This is a genomic window from Micromonospora matsumotoense, assembly GCF_050951065.1.
In the GTDB taxonomy this organism is placed as follows: Bacteria; Actinomycetota; Actinomycetes; order Mycobacteriales; family Micromonosporaceae; genus Micromonospora; species Micromonospora matsumotoensis.
Map to the genome: position 1 here is coordinate 4,201,537 of NZ_CP192025.1, position 14,891 is coordinate 4,216,427.

General features: G+C 72.7%; 10 protein-coding genes. 6 read left to right on the forward strand and 4 right to left on the reverse strand.

Annotation, left to right across the window (positions count from 1 at the left end; genetic code table 11):
* Position 1: 1 nt before the first annotated feature.
* The gene (locus ACQP1S_RS18485; RefSeq protein WP_432896904.1) at positions 2-2,386 is read right to left on the reverse strand and encodes a glycoside hydrolase family 3 N-terminal domain-containing protein; all 2,385 of its coding nucleotides are present in this window, start codon (positions 2,384-2,386) and stop codon (positions 2-4) included.
* Between the two features lie 281 nt (positions 2,387-2,667).
* Between ACQP1S_RS18485 and ACQP1S_RS18490 the strand changes: the two genes are divergently transcribed.
* The 6 genes from ACQP1S_RS18490 (at position 2,668) to ACQP1S_RS18515 (ending at position 10,695) form a co-directional block, all read left to right on the forward strand.
* Positions 2,668-3,705 (forward strand): LacI family DNA-binding transcriptional regulator, encoded by a 1,038-nt coding sequence (locus ACQP1S_RS18490; RefSeq protein WP_432896907.1) that lies wholly within the window; start codon positions 2,668-2,670, stop codon positions 3,703-3,705.
* Positions 3,706-3,720: 15 nt separating this feature from the next.
* Positions 3,721-4,719, forward strand: coding sequence for an acetylxylan esterase (locus tag ACQP1S_RS18495; RefSeq protein ID WP_432896910.1), 999 nt, complete (start codon positions 3,721-3,723; stop codon positions 4,717-4,719).
* Positions 4,720-5,244: 525 nt separating this feature from the next.
* A complete protein-coding gene (locus tag ACQP1S_RS18500) occupies positions 5,245-6,357 on the forward strand; it encodes a cellulose binding domain-containing protein (RefSeq protein ID WP_432908129.1) in 1,113 nt (370 codons plus the stop codon).
* Between the two features lie 86 nt (positions 6,358-6,443).
* Complete coding sequence (locus ACQP1S_RS18505) at positions 6,444-8,489, forward strand: family 43 glycosylhydrolase (RefSeq protein ID WP_432896913.1); 2,046 nt, start codon at positions 6,444-6,446, stop codon at positions 8,487-8,489.
* Positions 8,490-8,579: 90 nt separating this feature from the next.
* Entirely contained in the window at positions 8,580-10,115 is a 1,536-nt protein-coding gene (locus ACQP1S_RS18510) for a family 43 glycosylhydrolase (protein ID WP_432896916.1), read from the forward strand.
* 115 nt (positions 10,116-10,230) lie between these two features.
* Positions 10,231-10,695, forward strand: a complete 465-nt coding sequence (locus ACQP1S_RS18515; protein ID WP_432896919.1) for a PaaI family thioesterase — start codon at positions 10,231-10,233, stop codon at positions 10,693-10,695.
* 109 nt (positions 10,696-10,804) lie between these two features.
* Here the strand turns inward: ACQP1S_RS18515 and ACQP1S_RS18520 are convergent, their stop codons facing one another.
* Genes ACQP1S_RS18520 through fabF form a run of 3 tightly spaced genes read right to left on the reverse strand, consistent with a single transcriptional unit; the run spans position 10,805 to position 14,780 of the window.
* The gene (locus tag ACQP1S_RS18520) at positions 10,805-12,418 is read right to left on the reverse strand and encodes a polyketide synthase (RefSeq protein WP_432896922.1); all 1,614 of its coding nucleotides are present in this window, start codon (positions 12,416-12,418) and stop codon (positions 10,805-10,807) included.
* Entirely contained in the window at positions 12,418-13,503 is a 1,086-nt protein-coding gene (locus tag ACQP1S_RS18525; RefSeq protein WP_432896925.1) for a branched-chain amino acid aminotransferase, read from the reverse strand. The genes ACQP1S_RS18520 and ACQP1S_RS18525 overlap by 1 nt, the downstream gene beginning before the upstream one ends.
* Positions 13,500-14,780 carry a beta-ketoacyl-ACP synthase II gene (gene fabF, locus ACQP1S_RS18530; RefSeq protein ID WP_432896928.1) on the reverse strand — a complete coding sequence of 427 codons (1,281 nt, stop codon included), beginning with the start codon at positions 14,778-14,780 and terminating at the stop codon, positions 13,500-13,502. The genes ACQP1S_RS18525 and fabF overlap by 4 nt, the downstream gene beginning before the upstream one ends.
* Between the last annotated feature and the right edge of the window lie 111 nt (positions 14,781-14,891).

Genomic DNA, 14,891 nt, shown 5'->3' on the forward strand with positions numbered 1-14,891 from the left:
CCTATCCGGCGTGCGGGCCGGTCGCGGCGGGCTCGACCCGTACCGACGTGAGCAGGTGCCGGCGGACGCCGACCTGGCGTTCCACGCCGGTCAGTCGCAGCGGCAGGGTGGCCGCCGGTTCGCCGCTGGACCGGCCGAACCGCAGTTCGACCTCGCCGGGTTCGACGATGCGCCGGCCGTCGCGCCCGGTGAACGAGGTGAGGTCGGCCGGCACGGTGAAGCTGACGTGCGCCGCCGCACCGGGGTCCAGCGGCACCCGGGCGAAGCCGACCAGCCGGACCACGGGTCGGGTGGTCTGCGCGACCGGGTCGTGCAGATAGAGCTGGACCACCTCGGTGCCGGCCCGCTGCCCGGTGTTGCGCACGGTGATCCGTACCGTCGCCTCGCCGTCGACCGGCCAGGCCGGCGGCCCGCCGGACTCCCCGGTGCCCGACGCCACCGGGTCGGTCCACGCGAAGGTGGTGTAGCTCAACCCGTGGCCGAACGGGTACGCCGCGGTGGGGTCGATCGAGGAGACCTCGGAGCGTCGACCCAGCGGCGGCGTCAGGTAGGTGCCCGGCAGGCCGCCCGCGTCGCGGGGGACGCTGACCGGCAGCCGCCCGGACGGGTTCACCGCGCCGGTGAGCACCTCGGCGAGCGCCTGCCCGCCACGCTGGCCGAGGAAGAACGCCTGGACGACGGCGGCGGCGCCGTCGTACTCGGGGCCGAGCGCGTAGGGCCGGCCGGTCATCAGCACCAGGACCACCGGCGTGCCGGTGTCGAGCACGGCCCGGACCAGTTCGGCCTGGGCGCCGGGCAGCCGCAGGTCGTCGGCGTCGCAGCCCTCGCCGGAGGTGCCCCGACCGAACATGCCGGCGCGGTCACCGACGGCGAGCACGCACACGTCGGCCCCCGCCGCCGCGGCGACCGCCGCCGGGATGCCCGAGGTGTCCCCGTCGGTGATGGCGCAGCCCGGCTCGTGCACGAGTCCCGGGACCCGTCGGGCGAGTTCGTCGCGCAGCGTGGGTAGCTCCAGGCCCAGCCCGTGCTCGGGATGGCGGACGCCGACGTGGTTGGGGAAGGAGTAGCAGCCGAGCAGGGCCATCGGGTCGTCGGCGACCGGACCGACCAGCGCGACCCGCAGGTCGGGGGCGAGCGGCAGCACGCCGTCGTTGCGCAGCAGCACCACCGACTCGCGGGCCAGCCGTACGGCGACGTCCCGGCTGGTCTCGTCGTCGAGCCGCAGGTTCGCCACGTCCTCGGGCAGCTCCTGCCAGCCCTCGTCGAGCAGCCCCAGTTCGATCTTCTGAATCAGCACCCGGCGCAGCGCGCGGTCGATCAGCGCCTCGTCGACCTCGCCGGCCCGGACCGCCGCCACCAGCGGCGCGCCGAAGGCGTCCACGGTGGGCAGTTCCACGTCGATGCCGGCGCGCAGGGCGAGCCGGGCGGCGTCGGCGGCGTCGGCGGCCACCCCGTGCAGGGTCTCCAGGAACCGCACCGCGAAGTAGTCGGCGACGAGGGTGCCGGTGAAGCCCCACTCGTCGCGCAGCAGGCCGGTCAGCAGTTCCTCGTCGGCGGCGACGGGCAGGCCGTCGATCTCGGCGTACGAGTGCATCACCGAGCGGGCCCCGCCGAGGCGCAGCGCCATCTCGAACGGCGGCAGGATGACGTCGGCCAGCTCCCGGCGGCCCATCGACACCGGGGCGAGGTTCCGGCCGCCCCGGGAGGCGGAGTAGCCCGCGAAGTGCTTGAGGGTGGCGACGATGCCGGCCCGTTCCAGGCCCCGCACGTACGCCGCTCCGGTCGTCCCGACCAGGTAGGGGTCCTCGCCGATGGTCTCCTCGGTGCGCCCCCACCGGTAGTCCCGGGTGACGTCGAGCACCGGGGCCAGTCCCTGGTGGACGCCGGCGGCCCGCATCGACCGGCCGATCCGACCGGCCATCTCCTCGACCAGCGGGGGGTCGAAGGACGCGCCCCAGCCCAACGGGGTCGGATAGACCGTGGCCCGCCAGGCGGCGAAGCCGGTGAGGCACTCCTCGTGCACCTGGGCGGGGATGCCGAACCGGCTCGCCGCGGCGATCTGCGCCTGGGAGGCGGCCAGCGAGCGGGCGCCGACGACCGGGTCGACCGGCGCGGTGCCGAACGGTCGGGTCAGTTGGCCGAGCCCGTGCCGGATGATGGTGCTCCACGGCGGGGCACCGTCGATCATGTCGGACTGGTGCGGGGCGACCCCTTCGCCGGAGGCTTCCGCGCCAACCCAGACCCCGACGAGCTGGGCGATCTTCTCCTCCAGCGACATGACCGGGACCAACGCGTCGGCCCGTTGCGCGGGTGAGCGTCGAGGGTCCCGCCACGGCTGGGTGTCCTGGGGCGCCGGGCCGTCGTCGACGGGCACCTGACTTCTCATGCCACACCTCTCACCTCGACCGCTCCCCCACCCGCGCCGCACGGATCGACGCGGTGTATCGGCGGAGGGTTCGAAAATTTCGTAAACAGCGGGTTACCTTTTTCGGGCAACTTAGGAGGCATCCACGGGACATGTCAAGGGTCCCAAATGGGATATACATTAACACTCTTCTCGCAAGGCGCATTCACCCCTGTCGAAATACCGTATCGATGTCGATCCCCGTTTCGCAGCGGACGTGCTAGAGTCCTCCGAAACTTTCGGAAGTGCCTGGTGAGGCTTCGATGACCGCGTCCCGCCCGATCACCCCACAGTCCTCGGCCACCATCGCCACCATCGCCGAGGAGGTCGGCGTCTCCGTGGCGACCGTCTCGAAGGTGCTCAACGGGCGCGCGGACGTCGCCGCCGAGACCCGGGCGCGGGTCGAGGAGAGCCTCGAACGCCACCGGTACCGTCGCCGCATCCGTCGGCAGTCGCTCGGCATCGACCAGATCGACGTGGTCTTCCACGAGTTCAACTCGGGCTGGGCGATGGAGATCATGAGCGGGGTGGAGGCGGTGGCCACCGCCGCCGGGCTCGGCATCGCCATCTCCCAGCTCGACGGGGAGCACCGACCCGCACCGCGCCGGCTGGACGCCCTCATCGCCCGCCGGCCGCTGGGCCTGCTCTTCGTGCTCTGCCACCCGACCCCGCCGCAGCAGCTCCTGCTGACCGAGCACCGCATCCCGTTCGTGGTGGTCGACACCGACAGCGCGACCTCGGCCTCGGTGCCGACCGTCGGCTCGAACAACTGGAACGGCGGCCTGCTGGCCACCCGACACCTGATGGAGTTGGGGCACCGGCGGATCGCCGTCATCTCCGGGCCCCGGGACGTGCTGTGCAGCCAGGCCCGCGCCGCCGGCTTCCGCTCCGCGCACGACGAGGTCGGGCTGACCCTGGACGCCGACCTGGTGCGCTACGGCAGTTTCTACGTCGACGGCGGGCACGCCCACGGGCTGGAGCTGCTGACCGGGCCCGACCGGCCCACCGCGATCTTCGCCGGCTCCGACCTCCAGGCCATCGGCGTGCTCCGGGCCGCCCGCCAGCTCGGCCTGCGGGTGCCCGAGGACCTCTCGGTGATCGGGTACGACGACCTGCCGGTCGCCGGCTGGACCGACCCGCCGCTGACCACCGTGCACCAGCCGCTGCGGGACATGGCCGGCACCGCCACCCAGATACTGCTGGAACTGGCCCGGGGCGGCGCCGTGGCGACCAGCCGGATCGACCTGGTGACCGAACTGGTCGTCCGGGAGAGCACCGCGCCACCCACCACCCGCCCCTGACCCCCCGAGGAACCCATGGCTGCCACCGAAGACCTGCGGCGGTACACGCCGACCGTCGTCGAGCCCGTCGACTTCGATGCGTTCTGGCGTACCACCCTCGACGGGGCGCGCACCCGGCCGGTGCTGGTCGACGTCCGCCCGCACCCGACCGACCTGCGCCTGGTCGACACCTGGGACGTCACCTTCGCCGGTTTCGACGGTGACCCGGTGCGGGCCTGGTACACCCGCCCGGCGGGGGTCGACGCCCCACTGCCCGCCGTGGTCGAGTACGCCGGCTACGGGCGCGGCCGGGGCCTGCCGCACGAGCGGCTGACCTGGCCGGTGGCCGGGTACGCGCACCTGCTGATGGACAACCGCGGTCAGTCCGGCCTGCACGGCGCGGGCGACACCCCCGACCCGCACGGGGTCTCCGGTGGGCCGTGGCCCGCCACCTGGGGCATCCTCGACCCGCACGACTACCACTACCGCCGGCTGATCACCGACGCGGTCCGGGCGGTCGAGGCCGTCCACGCCCTGCCCGGGGTGGACCCGGCCCGGGTCGCCGCCGTCGGCAACAGCCAGGGTGGCGGACTCGCCCTGGCGGTCGCCGGGCTGCGCGACGACCTCGCGGCGCTGCTGACCACCGCGCCGTTCCTCTGCGACGTCCAACGCGGGATCGAACTGACCGATGCCGCCCCGTACGGCGAGATCGCCCGGTACCTGGCGGTGCACCGGCAGGTCGAGGAGGCCGTCCGGCACACGCTGTCCTATGTCGACGGGGTGACCTTCGCCCGGCGGGCCATCGCGCCCGCGCACTTCGGCATCGGCCTGCGCGACAACGTCTGCCCCCCGAGCACCGGCTTCGCCGCCTACAACCAGTACGGCGCGGCGAACGGCCGCCCCGAGGCACCCTCCCGGCACCTGCACACCTACCCGTTCAACGGCCACGAGGGTGGCGAGGCCTGGCAGGTCGCGCGGCAGTTGCGCTGGCTCGACGCGCTGCTGCGACCGGCCACCGACCAGGCGGTGGGGTGACTCGCGGCCGGCAGGGTCGACTCCGGTCCCCATTCGTGCTCCCGGTGGGTCGTCCGTCCGGCAGGTCACCTGGGCATCGTCGCTCACCGATGTTGCCGATGTTAGCGATAACACGATATGGTGCATCCCGGCGGGAGCGCAGGGCACGCTCCGGCTGTGGATCACCGGTTCGTCCACTTCGGGGTCGGTGACCACCGGCACCGCACGGCGTCCACGACCAGTGACGAGTCCGGCTTCCTGGTCGTTGCGCGTGGCGCACCGTCCGCCCATCACCTCAGGGAAACCCGCCGGTAAGCGGTGCTCGGTCGCCCGCGAGCCGACGTCCGGGTGGCGTGCCGACGCACCTCTTCGTCCACCCACCGGACGAGGCGGCGACCTCCCGGGACGGTCGCCGCGCCGCACCGGTCCGCACCGCCACCCCAGGGAGTCTCCATGAGCGGCACGAGCTGCCCGAATGCCGGGCCACCCCCGTCCGACCGCCAACGCCTCGTCGACACCACCCCCGCCGGGCGACGGCTGCCCACCATGCGCCGGGGGCTGCGCCTGCTGGGCCTGGCCACCGCCGCCCTGGTGGCCGTGGTCGCCACCGGGTCGGTGGTGACCGCACCCGCCAGCGCCGAGTCCAACGGCGGGGTACGGGTGATGCCCCTCGGCGACTCGATCACCGACGGCTTCAACGTCCCCGGCGGCTACCGGATCGAGCTGTGGCAGCGGCTGGTCGCCGACGGCTACCGGGTCGACTTCGTCGGCTCGATGTTCAACGGCCCGTCCAACCTGGGCGACCACGACCACGAGGGCCACTCCGGGTGGACCATCTCCCAGGTCGACGCCAACGTGGTGAACTGGCTGCGGACGACGACCCCCCGGACGGTGCTGCTGCACATCGGCACCAACGACATGTACAACGCCTCCGGCGCCCCGGCCCGGCTCTCCACCCTGATCGACAAGATCACCAACACCGCACCGAACGCGGACGTCTTCGTCGCCACCATCATCCCGCGCAACGGCACCGAGTCGGCGGTACGCACGTTCAACGCGGCGATCCCCGGCATCGTGCAGAGCAAGGTCAGCGCCGGCAAGCGGGTGCACCTGGTGGACATGTTCAGCGCGGTGGGCACGGCCGACCTGGCCGACGGCCTCCACCCGAACGCCACCGGCTATCGCAAGATGGCCAACACCTGGTACAACGCCCTGCGGGCGGTGCCCGGCAGCCTCGGTGGCAACACGCCGACCACCCCGCCGACCACCGCCCCGCCCACCACGCCGCCGCCGACCACGCCGCCGCCGACCACCCCGCCGCCGACCACCCCGCCGCCCTCGGCCGGCTGCCGGGTCGGGTACACGGTCAGTGCCTGGAACGCCGGTCTCACCGCCTCCATCAGCGTCACCAACACCAGCGGCACGGCGGTCGACGGCTGGGCGCTGGCGTTCACCCTGCCCGGCGGGCAGACCATCACCAGCGGCTGGAACGCCAGCTACGCGCCGACCAGCGGGGCGGTGACCGCCCGCAACGTCTCCTACAACGGCACGATCGCGCCGAACACCTCGGTCGACGTCGGCTTCCAGGCCACGCACACCGGCAACACGGCCCGACCGGCCTCGTTCACGCTCAACGGCACCGCCTGCACGGTCGCCTGACCGCCGTCCGGCACCGGTGTGCGTGCGCACCGGTGCCGGACGCCTCCCGACCACCCGACTCCCACCACCCCCAGTAGGAGTACCGCATGCCACTCACCAGAAAGTTGCCGGCACGGCTGGTCCTGGCCGCCGGTCTGATCGCCGCCGGAACAGCGGTCGCCCTGCCGGCCGAGGCCGCGGCCGCCGGCTGCACGGTCGACTACACCGTCTCGTCCGAGTGGGGCGGTGGCTTCGGCGCGAACGTGGCCATCACCAACCTGGGCGACCCGATCGACGGCTGGACCCTGACCTGGTCGTACGGGGCCGGGCAGCAGGTCACCCAGGCATGGAACGCCACCGTCACCCAGTCCGGCGCCCAGGTGACCGCCCGCAACGTCAGCTACAACGGCGCCATCGGCACCGGGGCCAACGTGTCGTTCGGGTTCAACGGCTCGTGGAACGGCAGCAACCCGAAGCCGACGAGCTTCACCCTCAACGGCGTCACCTGCACCGGCGGCACGACCACCCCGCCGCCCACCACACCCCCGCCGACGACGCCGCCACCGACCACGCCGCCACCGACGACGCCGCCGCCGACCACCCCGCCGCCCACGACGCCGCCGCCGACCACCCCGCCGGGACAGTGGCCGCCGTCGTCCACCTTCGCCAACCCGGTGCTCTGGCAGGACTTCGCGGACATCGACATCCTTCGGGTGGACGACACCTACTACTACTCGGCGTCGACCATGCACTACTCCCCCGGCGCGCCGGTGCTGCGCTCCTACGACCTGGTCAACTGGGAGTTCGCCGGTCACTCGGTGCCCAAGCTGGACTTCGGCCAGAAGTACGACATGACCGGCGGGCGTGGCTACGTCCGGGGCATCTGGGCGTCGTTCCTGGGCTACCGCAAGAGCAACAAGACGTTCTACTGGGGCGGCTGCATCGACTTCAACAAGACCTACATCTACACCGCCCCGTCGGCCGAGGGACCGTGGACCAGGCACACCACGCTCGACCAGTGCTACTACGACGCCGGCCTGCTGGTCGACGACAACGACACCATGTACGTCGCGTACGGCAACACGCAGATCAGCGTGGCCCAACTGTCGGCTGACGGGAAGACCCAGGTCCGGTCGCAGCAGGTGTTCAGCACCCCGTCGAGCGTGGGCACCCTGGAGGGGGCCCGGTTCTACAAGCGCAACGGCAGCTACTACATCTTCCTCACCCGGCCGGCCAACGGTCAGTACATCCTGAAGGCGTCGAACCCGTTCGGGCCGTACACCATGCAACAGGTGCTGCTGAACCTGCCCGGACCCATCGCCGGCGGTGGTGTGCCGCACCAGGGCGGCATGGTGCAGACGCAGAACGGTGACTGGTACTACATGGGGTTCGTGGACGCCTACCCCGGCGGCCGGGTGCCCGTGCTCGCCCCGGTCACCTGGAACTCCAGCGGCTGGCCCGTCCTGCAGACGGTCAACAACACCTGGGGCGGCTCGTACCCGTACCCGAACGTGCCGCGACCACCACGGACCGTCAAACCGATGACCGGCACCGACACCTTCGCCGGCACCACCCTCGGCCCGCAGTACGAGTGGAACCACAACCCGGACAACACCAAGTGGTCGGTCAACGACGGCCTGCGGTTGCAGACCGCCACGGTGACCAACGATCTCTACAACGCCCGCAACACGCTGACCCACCGCATCCAGGGTCCCCGGTCGACCGCGACCATCGAACTCGACTACTCCACCATGCGCGACGGTGACCGCAGCGGCCTGGCGATGCTACGGGACCAGTCGGCCTGGATCGGCGTGCGCCGCGACAACGGCGCGACCCGGGTCGCCGTGGTCAACAACCTGACCATGGACAGCAACTGGAACACCACCAACACCGGCACCGAGGTCGCCGGGGCCGGCATCTCCGGCGGCAAGATCTGGCTGCGGATCAACGCGGACATCAGCCCTGGCTCCGGTCGGCAGGCCCGCTTCTCCTACAGCACCGACGGGGTCACCTTCACCTCGCTCGGCCCGGCCTTCACCCTCAACAACGCCTGGCAGTTCTTCATGGGCTACCGGTTCGCCATGTTCAACTACGCCACCAGTTCCCTCGGTGGCGCGGTGACCGTCAAGAAGTTCGACCTCGCCAAGTCGTAGGCCCCCGTTCCCGGTCCGCCGTCCGACCGCCTCCGGGTGCTCGGGCGGCGGACCGCGTCCCACCCACCACCCCGCGCAAGGAGCCTCACCGTGCCCGCCTCACACACCCGATGGGCCACCGTCCCACCTCACCCGTCCACACCCCGCACCGGCCTGCCGGCGCACGCCACGGCCGCCCCGGCCGGGCCCCGCGCCGGCCGGACCCGGACGGCGGTGCTGCTGGTCCTGACGATGCTGGCCAGCATGCTGACCGCCGCGACCCCGGCCCAGGCGGCCCCCGCCGTCCGGGCCACCAACCCGCTGGTCGCGCAGCGCGCCGACCCGCACATCGTCCGGCACACCGACGGCTACTACTACATGACCGCCACCGCCCCCGAGTACGACCGGATCGTGCTGCGCCGGGCCACCACCCTGCAGGGCCTGTCCACCGCCCCGGAGACCGTCATCTGGCGGCGGCACAGCAGCGGGATCATGGGCGCGCACATCTGGGCCCCGGAGATCCACTTCATCGACGGCCGGTGGTACGTCTACTTCGCCGCCGGGGCCACCGACAACGTCTGGGCGATCCGGATGTACGTCCTGGAGGGCACCGGGGCCAACCCGCTGACCGCGAGCTGGGCGGAGAAGGGTCAGATCCGTACCCCCTGGGAGACCTTCGCCCTGGACGCGTCGACGTTCGTCACCAACGGCGTGCGCTACCTGATCTGGGCGCAGGGGGAGCCGGGCATCGCCACCAACTCCAACCTCTACATCGCCCGGATGGCGAACCCGTGGACGCTCAGCGGCACCCCGACCCGGATCGCCGTGCCCACCCTGGAGTGGGAGATGCGCGGCGGGGTCAAGGTCAACGAGGGGCCGACCGTGCTGCAACGCAACGGCCGGATCTTCCTCACCTACTCGGCCAGCGCCACCGACGCCAACTACTGCCTCGGCCTGCTCACCGCGTCGGCCGGCAGTGACCTGCTCCAGGCGTCGTCCTGGGTGAAGTCGCCGCAACCGGTCTTCACCAGCAACGCCGCGACCGGTCAGTGGGGGCCGGGGCACAACTCGTTCACCGTCTCCGAGGACGGGCTCAGCGACATCCTCGTCTACCACGACCGCAACTACCGGGACATCAGCGGGGACCCGCTGCGCGACCCCAACCGGCGGACCCGGGTCCAGAAGGTCTACTGGAACGCCGACGGCACCCCGAACTTCGGCATCCCGGTGCCCGACGGCGTCACCCCGGTCCGGCTGCGGTCGGACAACCAGCCCGACCGGTTCGTCCGGCACTGGGAGTACCGGGCCCGGCTGGAGGCGAACGTGACGAACCTGGCCGACTCGCAGTTCCGCCTGGTGCCCGGCCTGGCCGGCGGCAACACGGTCTCCCTGGAGTCCACCAACTTCCCCGGCTACTACCTGCGGCACCGCAACTGGGAGGTGTGGGTCGAGCGCGACGACGCCTCCTCGACGTACCGCGCCGATGCCAGCTTCGCGCAACGGACCGGCCTGTCGAACTCCGTCGGGGTGTCGTTCGAGGCGATCAACTATCCCGGCCAGTACCTGCGGCACAGCGGCGGCCTGCTCTATCTGCGGACCGTCACCGACGCCACCGGCAACGCCGACGCCACCTTCGTCCTGGAGTGACCCCACGCCTGCCGGGCCGCCCGCACGGGTGGCCCGGCAGGCCGGTCGGCACCCGTGATCGACGACGACCGTTCAGGGACGGAGCGCTACCCGATCATGGCCTATAGTAGCCTCCATGGCTAGCCGAGCGGTGATGTCGGTCGATGAGGCGCGGGCCTGGCTCGCCGAGGTCATCTCCGGTGCCGACCGGCTGCGCCTGGAGTCCGTGGACGGCGCTCAGGTGGTGGCGGTCGCCGGCCCCGACTGCCTGGAGCTCCGCCTCGACGGCACGATCTCCGGGCCGGCCATGTTCTGGGCGATGGACCTGACCGGCTTCGTCGCGGTCACCGTGCTGATCGGTCCGGCGCCCGCGATGGTCCTGGCACACAGCAGCATCAGCTTCCTCGAACCCGCCGAACCCGGCGCGCTACGGGTCACCGCCGAGGTGATCAAGTTGGCCAGCCGGTCGGCCGTGGTGGACGCCCGGGCCAGTGACCACCGGGGGTGTCTGGTCGCCGCAGCCACCCTGCACTTCGCCCTGCCGTCCCGGGCCGCCCGGGCGGCCCTGCGCGCCGAGCACGCCGCCCAGGCCAGCAGCTGACCCACCCGGCCGGGCCGGGCCGCCGACGGGCTCACCCGACGACGGGCTCACCCGACCACCGGGTCACCCGACCACCGGGTCACCCGGCGACGCGGGTCACCGCGCCGGCTCACTGCGGGCGGTCCACCACACAGGTGCGCCGCTGCCATGGATAGGTCGGCAGGTCGACCACCGCACGGCCCGACGGCGTCGGCACCGGCTCGTCCGGGCCGAGCACCCGCACGTCCGGGTGGGCGGTGCCGGCCGCCACCGCGCGCAACGCCGCCACCGCGTCCGCCGGGCCGGACGCCCGCACCCACACCGCGTGCGCGAGCCGGGTACGCCCCCCGGCGGCGGTGGTGGCGAACGCCGGATAGTCCGCCGCCGGCAGCACCGCCAGCCGGTCGGCGTAGTGCCGGGCCAGCACGGCCAGCGCCGGCCCGGTGGCCGCCGACACCGGGAACCCGTCCGCCGCCGGCAACGCAGACGACGCGACCGGCGGGGCGGGTGACAGCACCGCGAAGGCGTTCGTGCCGCTCATCCCGTACGAGCTGGTCGAGGCGCAGGCCCCGAGCCGGTCGTCCCAGGGCACCGGGGCGACCGGGATGTCGACGCCGGTGCCGGTGAGATCGATCCGGGGGTTCAACGTCCGGAAGTTGGCCTGCGGCGCGATGGTGCGCCGTTGCAGGCAGAGCACCGCCTTCACCAGCCCGAGCACCCCCGCGGCGGACTCGGTGTGGCCGAGGTTGCCCTTGACCGAGGCCACGTACAGCGGCGGGCCGTCGGCGCGACCCAGCGCCGCCACGATCGCCGCCATCTCGGCCGGGTCGCCGAGCGGGGTGCCGGTGCCGTGCGCCTCGTGGTAACCGACGTCCCGGACGGCGATCCCGGCGGCGGCCAGCACCGCGTCGATCAGCCTCGACTGGGCCGACACGTTCGGCGTGGTGAACGTCGCCGTCCGCCCGTCGTGGTTGATCCCGGTGCCGCGCAGCACCGCGAGCACCCGGTCACCGTCGCGGTGCGCGTCGGCCAACCGCTTCAGCACCAGCATCGCGCAGCCCTCGCCCCGGACGAACCCGTTCGCCTCGGCGTCGAAGGGACGCGACCGGCCGTCCGGCGACAACGCGCCGGTCTGCGCCACCGACCGGGTGGTGCTCGGCGCGAGGATCAGGTTGACCCCGCCGGCGACCGCCGTGTCGCAGTCACCGGCCGCCAACGCCCGACCCGCCGTGTGCACCGCCACCAGCGACGACGAACAGGCGGTGTCCAGCGCGAAGACCGGCCCCTGCAACCCCAGCGTGTACGCGATCCGGCCGGCGGTGAAGCTGTGCCCGTTGCCGATCGTCCAGTACGAGTTCGGATCGCCGGTCAGCCACTGCCGGTAGTCCCGCCCGGTCACCCCGACGAAGACACCGGTCGCCCCGGCGACGGCGGCGACCGGGATCGCGGCGTGCTCGAACGCCTCCCACACCACCTCGAGCAGCAGCCGGTGCTGCGGGTCGAGGACCCGCGCCTCCCGGGGTGAGATGCCGAAGAACTTCGGGTCGAAGTCGAACACCGCGTCGCAGTAGCCGCCCCGGGTCACCATGCCGTCCCACTGGGCGCCGAACCCGGCCCGGCGGTCGTCGGGCAGCTCGCCGGTGAGGTCCCGGCCGGCCAGGATCGCCGACCAGTACGCGTCGAGACTCGACACCCCGCCGGGTGCGCGGACCGCCATCCCGACGACCGCGATCGGGGTGGGCACTACAGCACCCGACGCATCCAGCCGTGGGTGTCGGCAGCCCGGCCGGACTGGATGTCGAGCAGCCGCTCCCGGAACTGCTGGGTGTACTTGCCCGGCGCCCCGTCGCCGATGGTCAGGGCGAAGTCGTCGCTCTTGAGCCCGATGATCGGGGTGATCACCGCCGCCGTGCCGGCGGCGAACGCCTCGGTCATCGACCCGTCGGCGAACCCGTCCCGCATCTCGTCCAGGTCGATCGTGCGCTGCACCGGCTCCAGCCCGTGCTCGGCGGCGAGGGTCAGCACGCTGTCCCGGGTCACCCCGTCCAGGATGGTGCCCAACCCGGGGGTGAGCAGTTGGTGGTCGCGGGTCACGAAGAAGACGTTCATGGTGCCCGACTCGTCGATGCTGCGCCGCCCCTCGCCGCCCAGGTAGAGCACCTGCTCGCAACCGTGCCCGAGGGCCTCCCGCTGCGGGGCCAGGCTGGCCGCGTAGTTGCCGCCGCACTTGGCCGCGCCGGTGCCACCGATCGACGCCCGGCTGTAGGTGGTGCTGACCCAGAGCGTCACACCGGTGACCCCGTTGGGGAAGTACGACCCGGCCGGGCAGGCCAGCACGCAGTAGGTGACCTGCTGGGCGGGACGCACCCCGAGGAACGCCTCCGAGGCGAACATGAACGGTCGCAGGTAGAGGCTCTGCTCACCCCCGTACGGCGGCACCCAGGCCTCGTCGGCGCGGACCAGCGCGGCCACGCTCTCGACGAAGGTCTCCTCGTCCAGCTCGGGCAGGACCATCCGGCGGGCCGAGGCGGCGAACCGGCGGGCGTTGAGTTCCGGGCGGAACAGCCAGACACTGCCGTCGGCGTGCCGGAACGCCTTGAGCCCCTCCAGGATCTCCTGCGCGTAGTGCAGGACCGCCGCGCCGGGGTGCATCGTGAACGGCGCCAGCGCGCCCACCCGCTGGTCGTGCCAACCGGCGTCCGGCGACCACACGGCGGTCGCCATGTGGTCGGTGAAGTGCCGGCCGAATCCCGGGTCGGCGAGGATCTCCTCCCGGGTCTGCGGCGGGGTCGGGTGGTCGGTGGGGACCAACGGGAACTGCGCGGTCATCCGGGCTCTCCTCGCGACGGGGTTTCGGTGAACACGACGACGCAGTTCTGCCCGCCGAAGCCGAAGGCGTTGGTGAGCGCCGCCCGCACCGGCATCTCCCGGGCCTGGTGGGGCACGTAGTCCAGGTCGCAGTCCGGATCGGGCTGGTGCAGGTTGACCGTCGGCGGGACGACGCCGTCGCGGATCGCCATCGCGCACACCATCGCGCCGAGGGCGCCCGCCGCGCCGATCAGGTGGCCGAGCATCGACTTCGGCGCGCTGACCGCGACCCGGTCGGCCGCCGCGCCGAGCGCCGCCCGGATCGCCACCGTCTCGGTCAGGTCGTTGGCCTTCGTCGAGGTGCCGTGGGCGCAGACGTAGTCGACGTCGTCGGGGCGCACCCCGGCGCGGTCCAGCGCCTGCCGGATGGCCTCGGCCGCGTAGACCCCGCCGGGGCGGGGCGCGCTCACGTGGAACGCGTCGCTGGTCAACGCGCCACCGGCGACGGTGGCGTAGGGGGTGACGCCCCGGCGACGGGCGTGCGCGGCGGACTCCAGCACCAGGATCACCGCGCCCTCACCGAAGACGAAGCCGTCCCGGTCGGCGGAGAACGGCCGGCTCGCGCCGGTCGGGTCGTCGTTGCGCTGGGACATCGCCCCCATGCTGACCAGGCCGGCGAACATGGCCGGGGTGATCGCCGCGTCGGTGCCGCCGCAGATGACCACGTCGGCCTCGCCGGCCAGGATCAGCCGGCGGGCGTCGAGCAGCGCGTACGCGCCGCTGGCGCAGGCCAGCGCACTGGCGTTGACCGGCCCGTGCGCGCCCACCTCGATGGCCACCTCGCAGGCCGGCATGTTGGTCAGGGAGGAGGGCACGAAGTGCGAGAGGGGCGCGGTCGGGTCGGGGGCGAGCAGCCCGCGTACGGTGGCCTCGACGGTGTCGAAGCCGGCGACGGCGGCGTTGACGACCACGCCGACCCGGGCGGCGTTGCCGGCGTCGACGGTGAGCCCGGCGTCGGCGACCGCCTCGCGGGTGGCGACCACCGCGAACTGGCTGAACCGGGCCATCCGTCGCAGCTGTTTGCCGGTGAAGTGTTCGGCCGGCGCGAAGCCCCGCACCTCGGCGGCGATCCGGGTGGGCAGCGCGGCGGCATCGAAGGCGGTGACCGGGCCGACGCCCGACTTGCCGGCCAGCAGGCCCTGCCAGGTGCTGTCGCGGTCGAGACCGAGCGGCGTGACGGCGCCGATGCCGGTGATGACGACGTCGTCGGTCACCATCTCGCCGTCGCCCCCCAGCATCCCGCCATGGCTCCGCTCTCCCGCCACTGAACGACCGATAGAACACTATCAGTCACCATCGACGTCCGGCAGCCGTCCACCGCACCGCGTGCCGCGCGCGGACGGCCGCCC

What these genes read in the sequence shown, in the direction of transcription:
- ACQP1S_RS18500 (WP_432908129.1), top strand. Translation starts at nt 5,245, where the DNA reads ATGCGCCGGGGGCTGCGCCTGCTGGGCCTGGCCACCGCCGCCCTGGTG.
- ACQP1S_RS18495 (WP_432896910.1), top strand. Translation starts at nt 3,721, where the DNA reads ATGGCTGCCACCGAAGACCTGCGGCGGTACACGCCGACCGTCGTCGAG.
- ACQP1S_RS18525 (WP_432896925.1), bottom strand. Translation starts at nt 13,503, where the DNA reads ATGACCGCGCAGTTCCCGTTGGTCCCCACCGACCACCCGACCCCGCCG.
- fabF (WP_432896928.1), bottom strand. Translation starts at nt 14,780, where the DNA reads ATGCTGGGGGGCGACGGCGAGATGGTGACCGACGACGTCGTCATCACC.
- ACQP1S_RS18490 (WP_432896907.1), top strand. Translation starts at nt 2,668, where the DNA reads ATGACCGCGTCCCGCCCGATCACCCCACAGTCCTCGGCCACCATCGCC.
- ACQP1S_RS18515 (WP_432896919.1), top strand. Translation starts at nt 10,231, where the DNA reads ATGGCTAGCCGAGCGGTGATGTCGGTCGATGAGGCGCGGGCCTGGCTC.
- ACQP1S_RS18485 (WP_432896904.1), bottom strand. Translation starts at nt 2,386, where the DNA reads ATGAGAAGTCAGGTGCCCGTCGACGACGGCCCGGCGCCCCAGGACACC.
- ACQP1S_RS18505 (WP_432896913.1), top strand. Translation starts at nt 6,444, where the DNA reads ATGCCACTCACCAGAAAGTTGCCGGCACGGCTGGTCCTGGCCGCCGGT.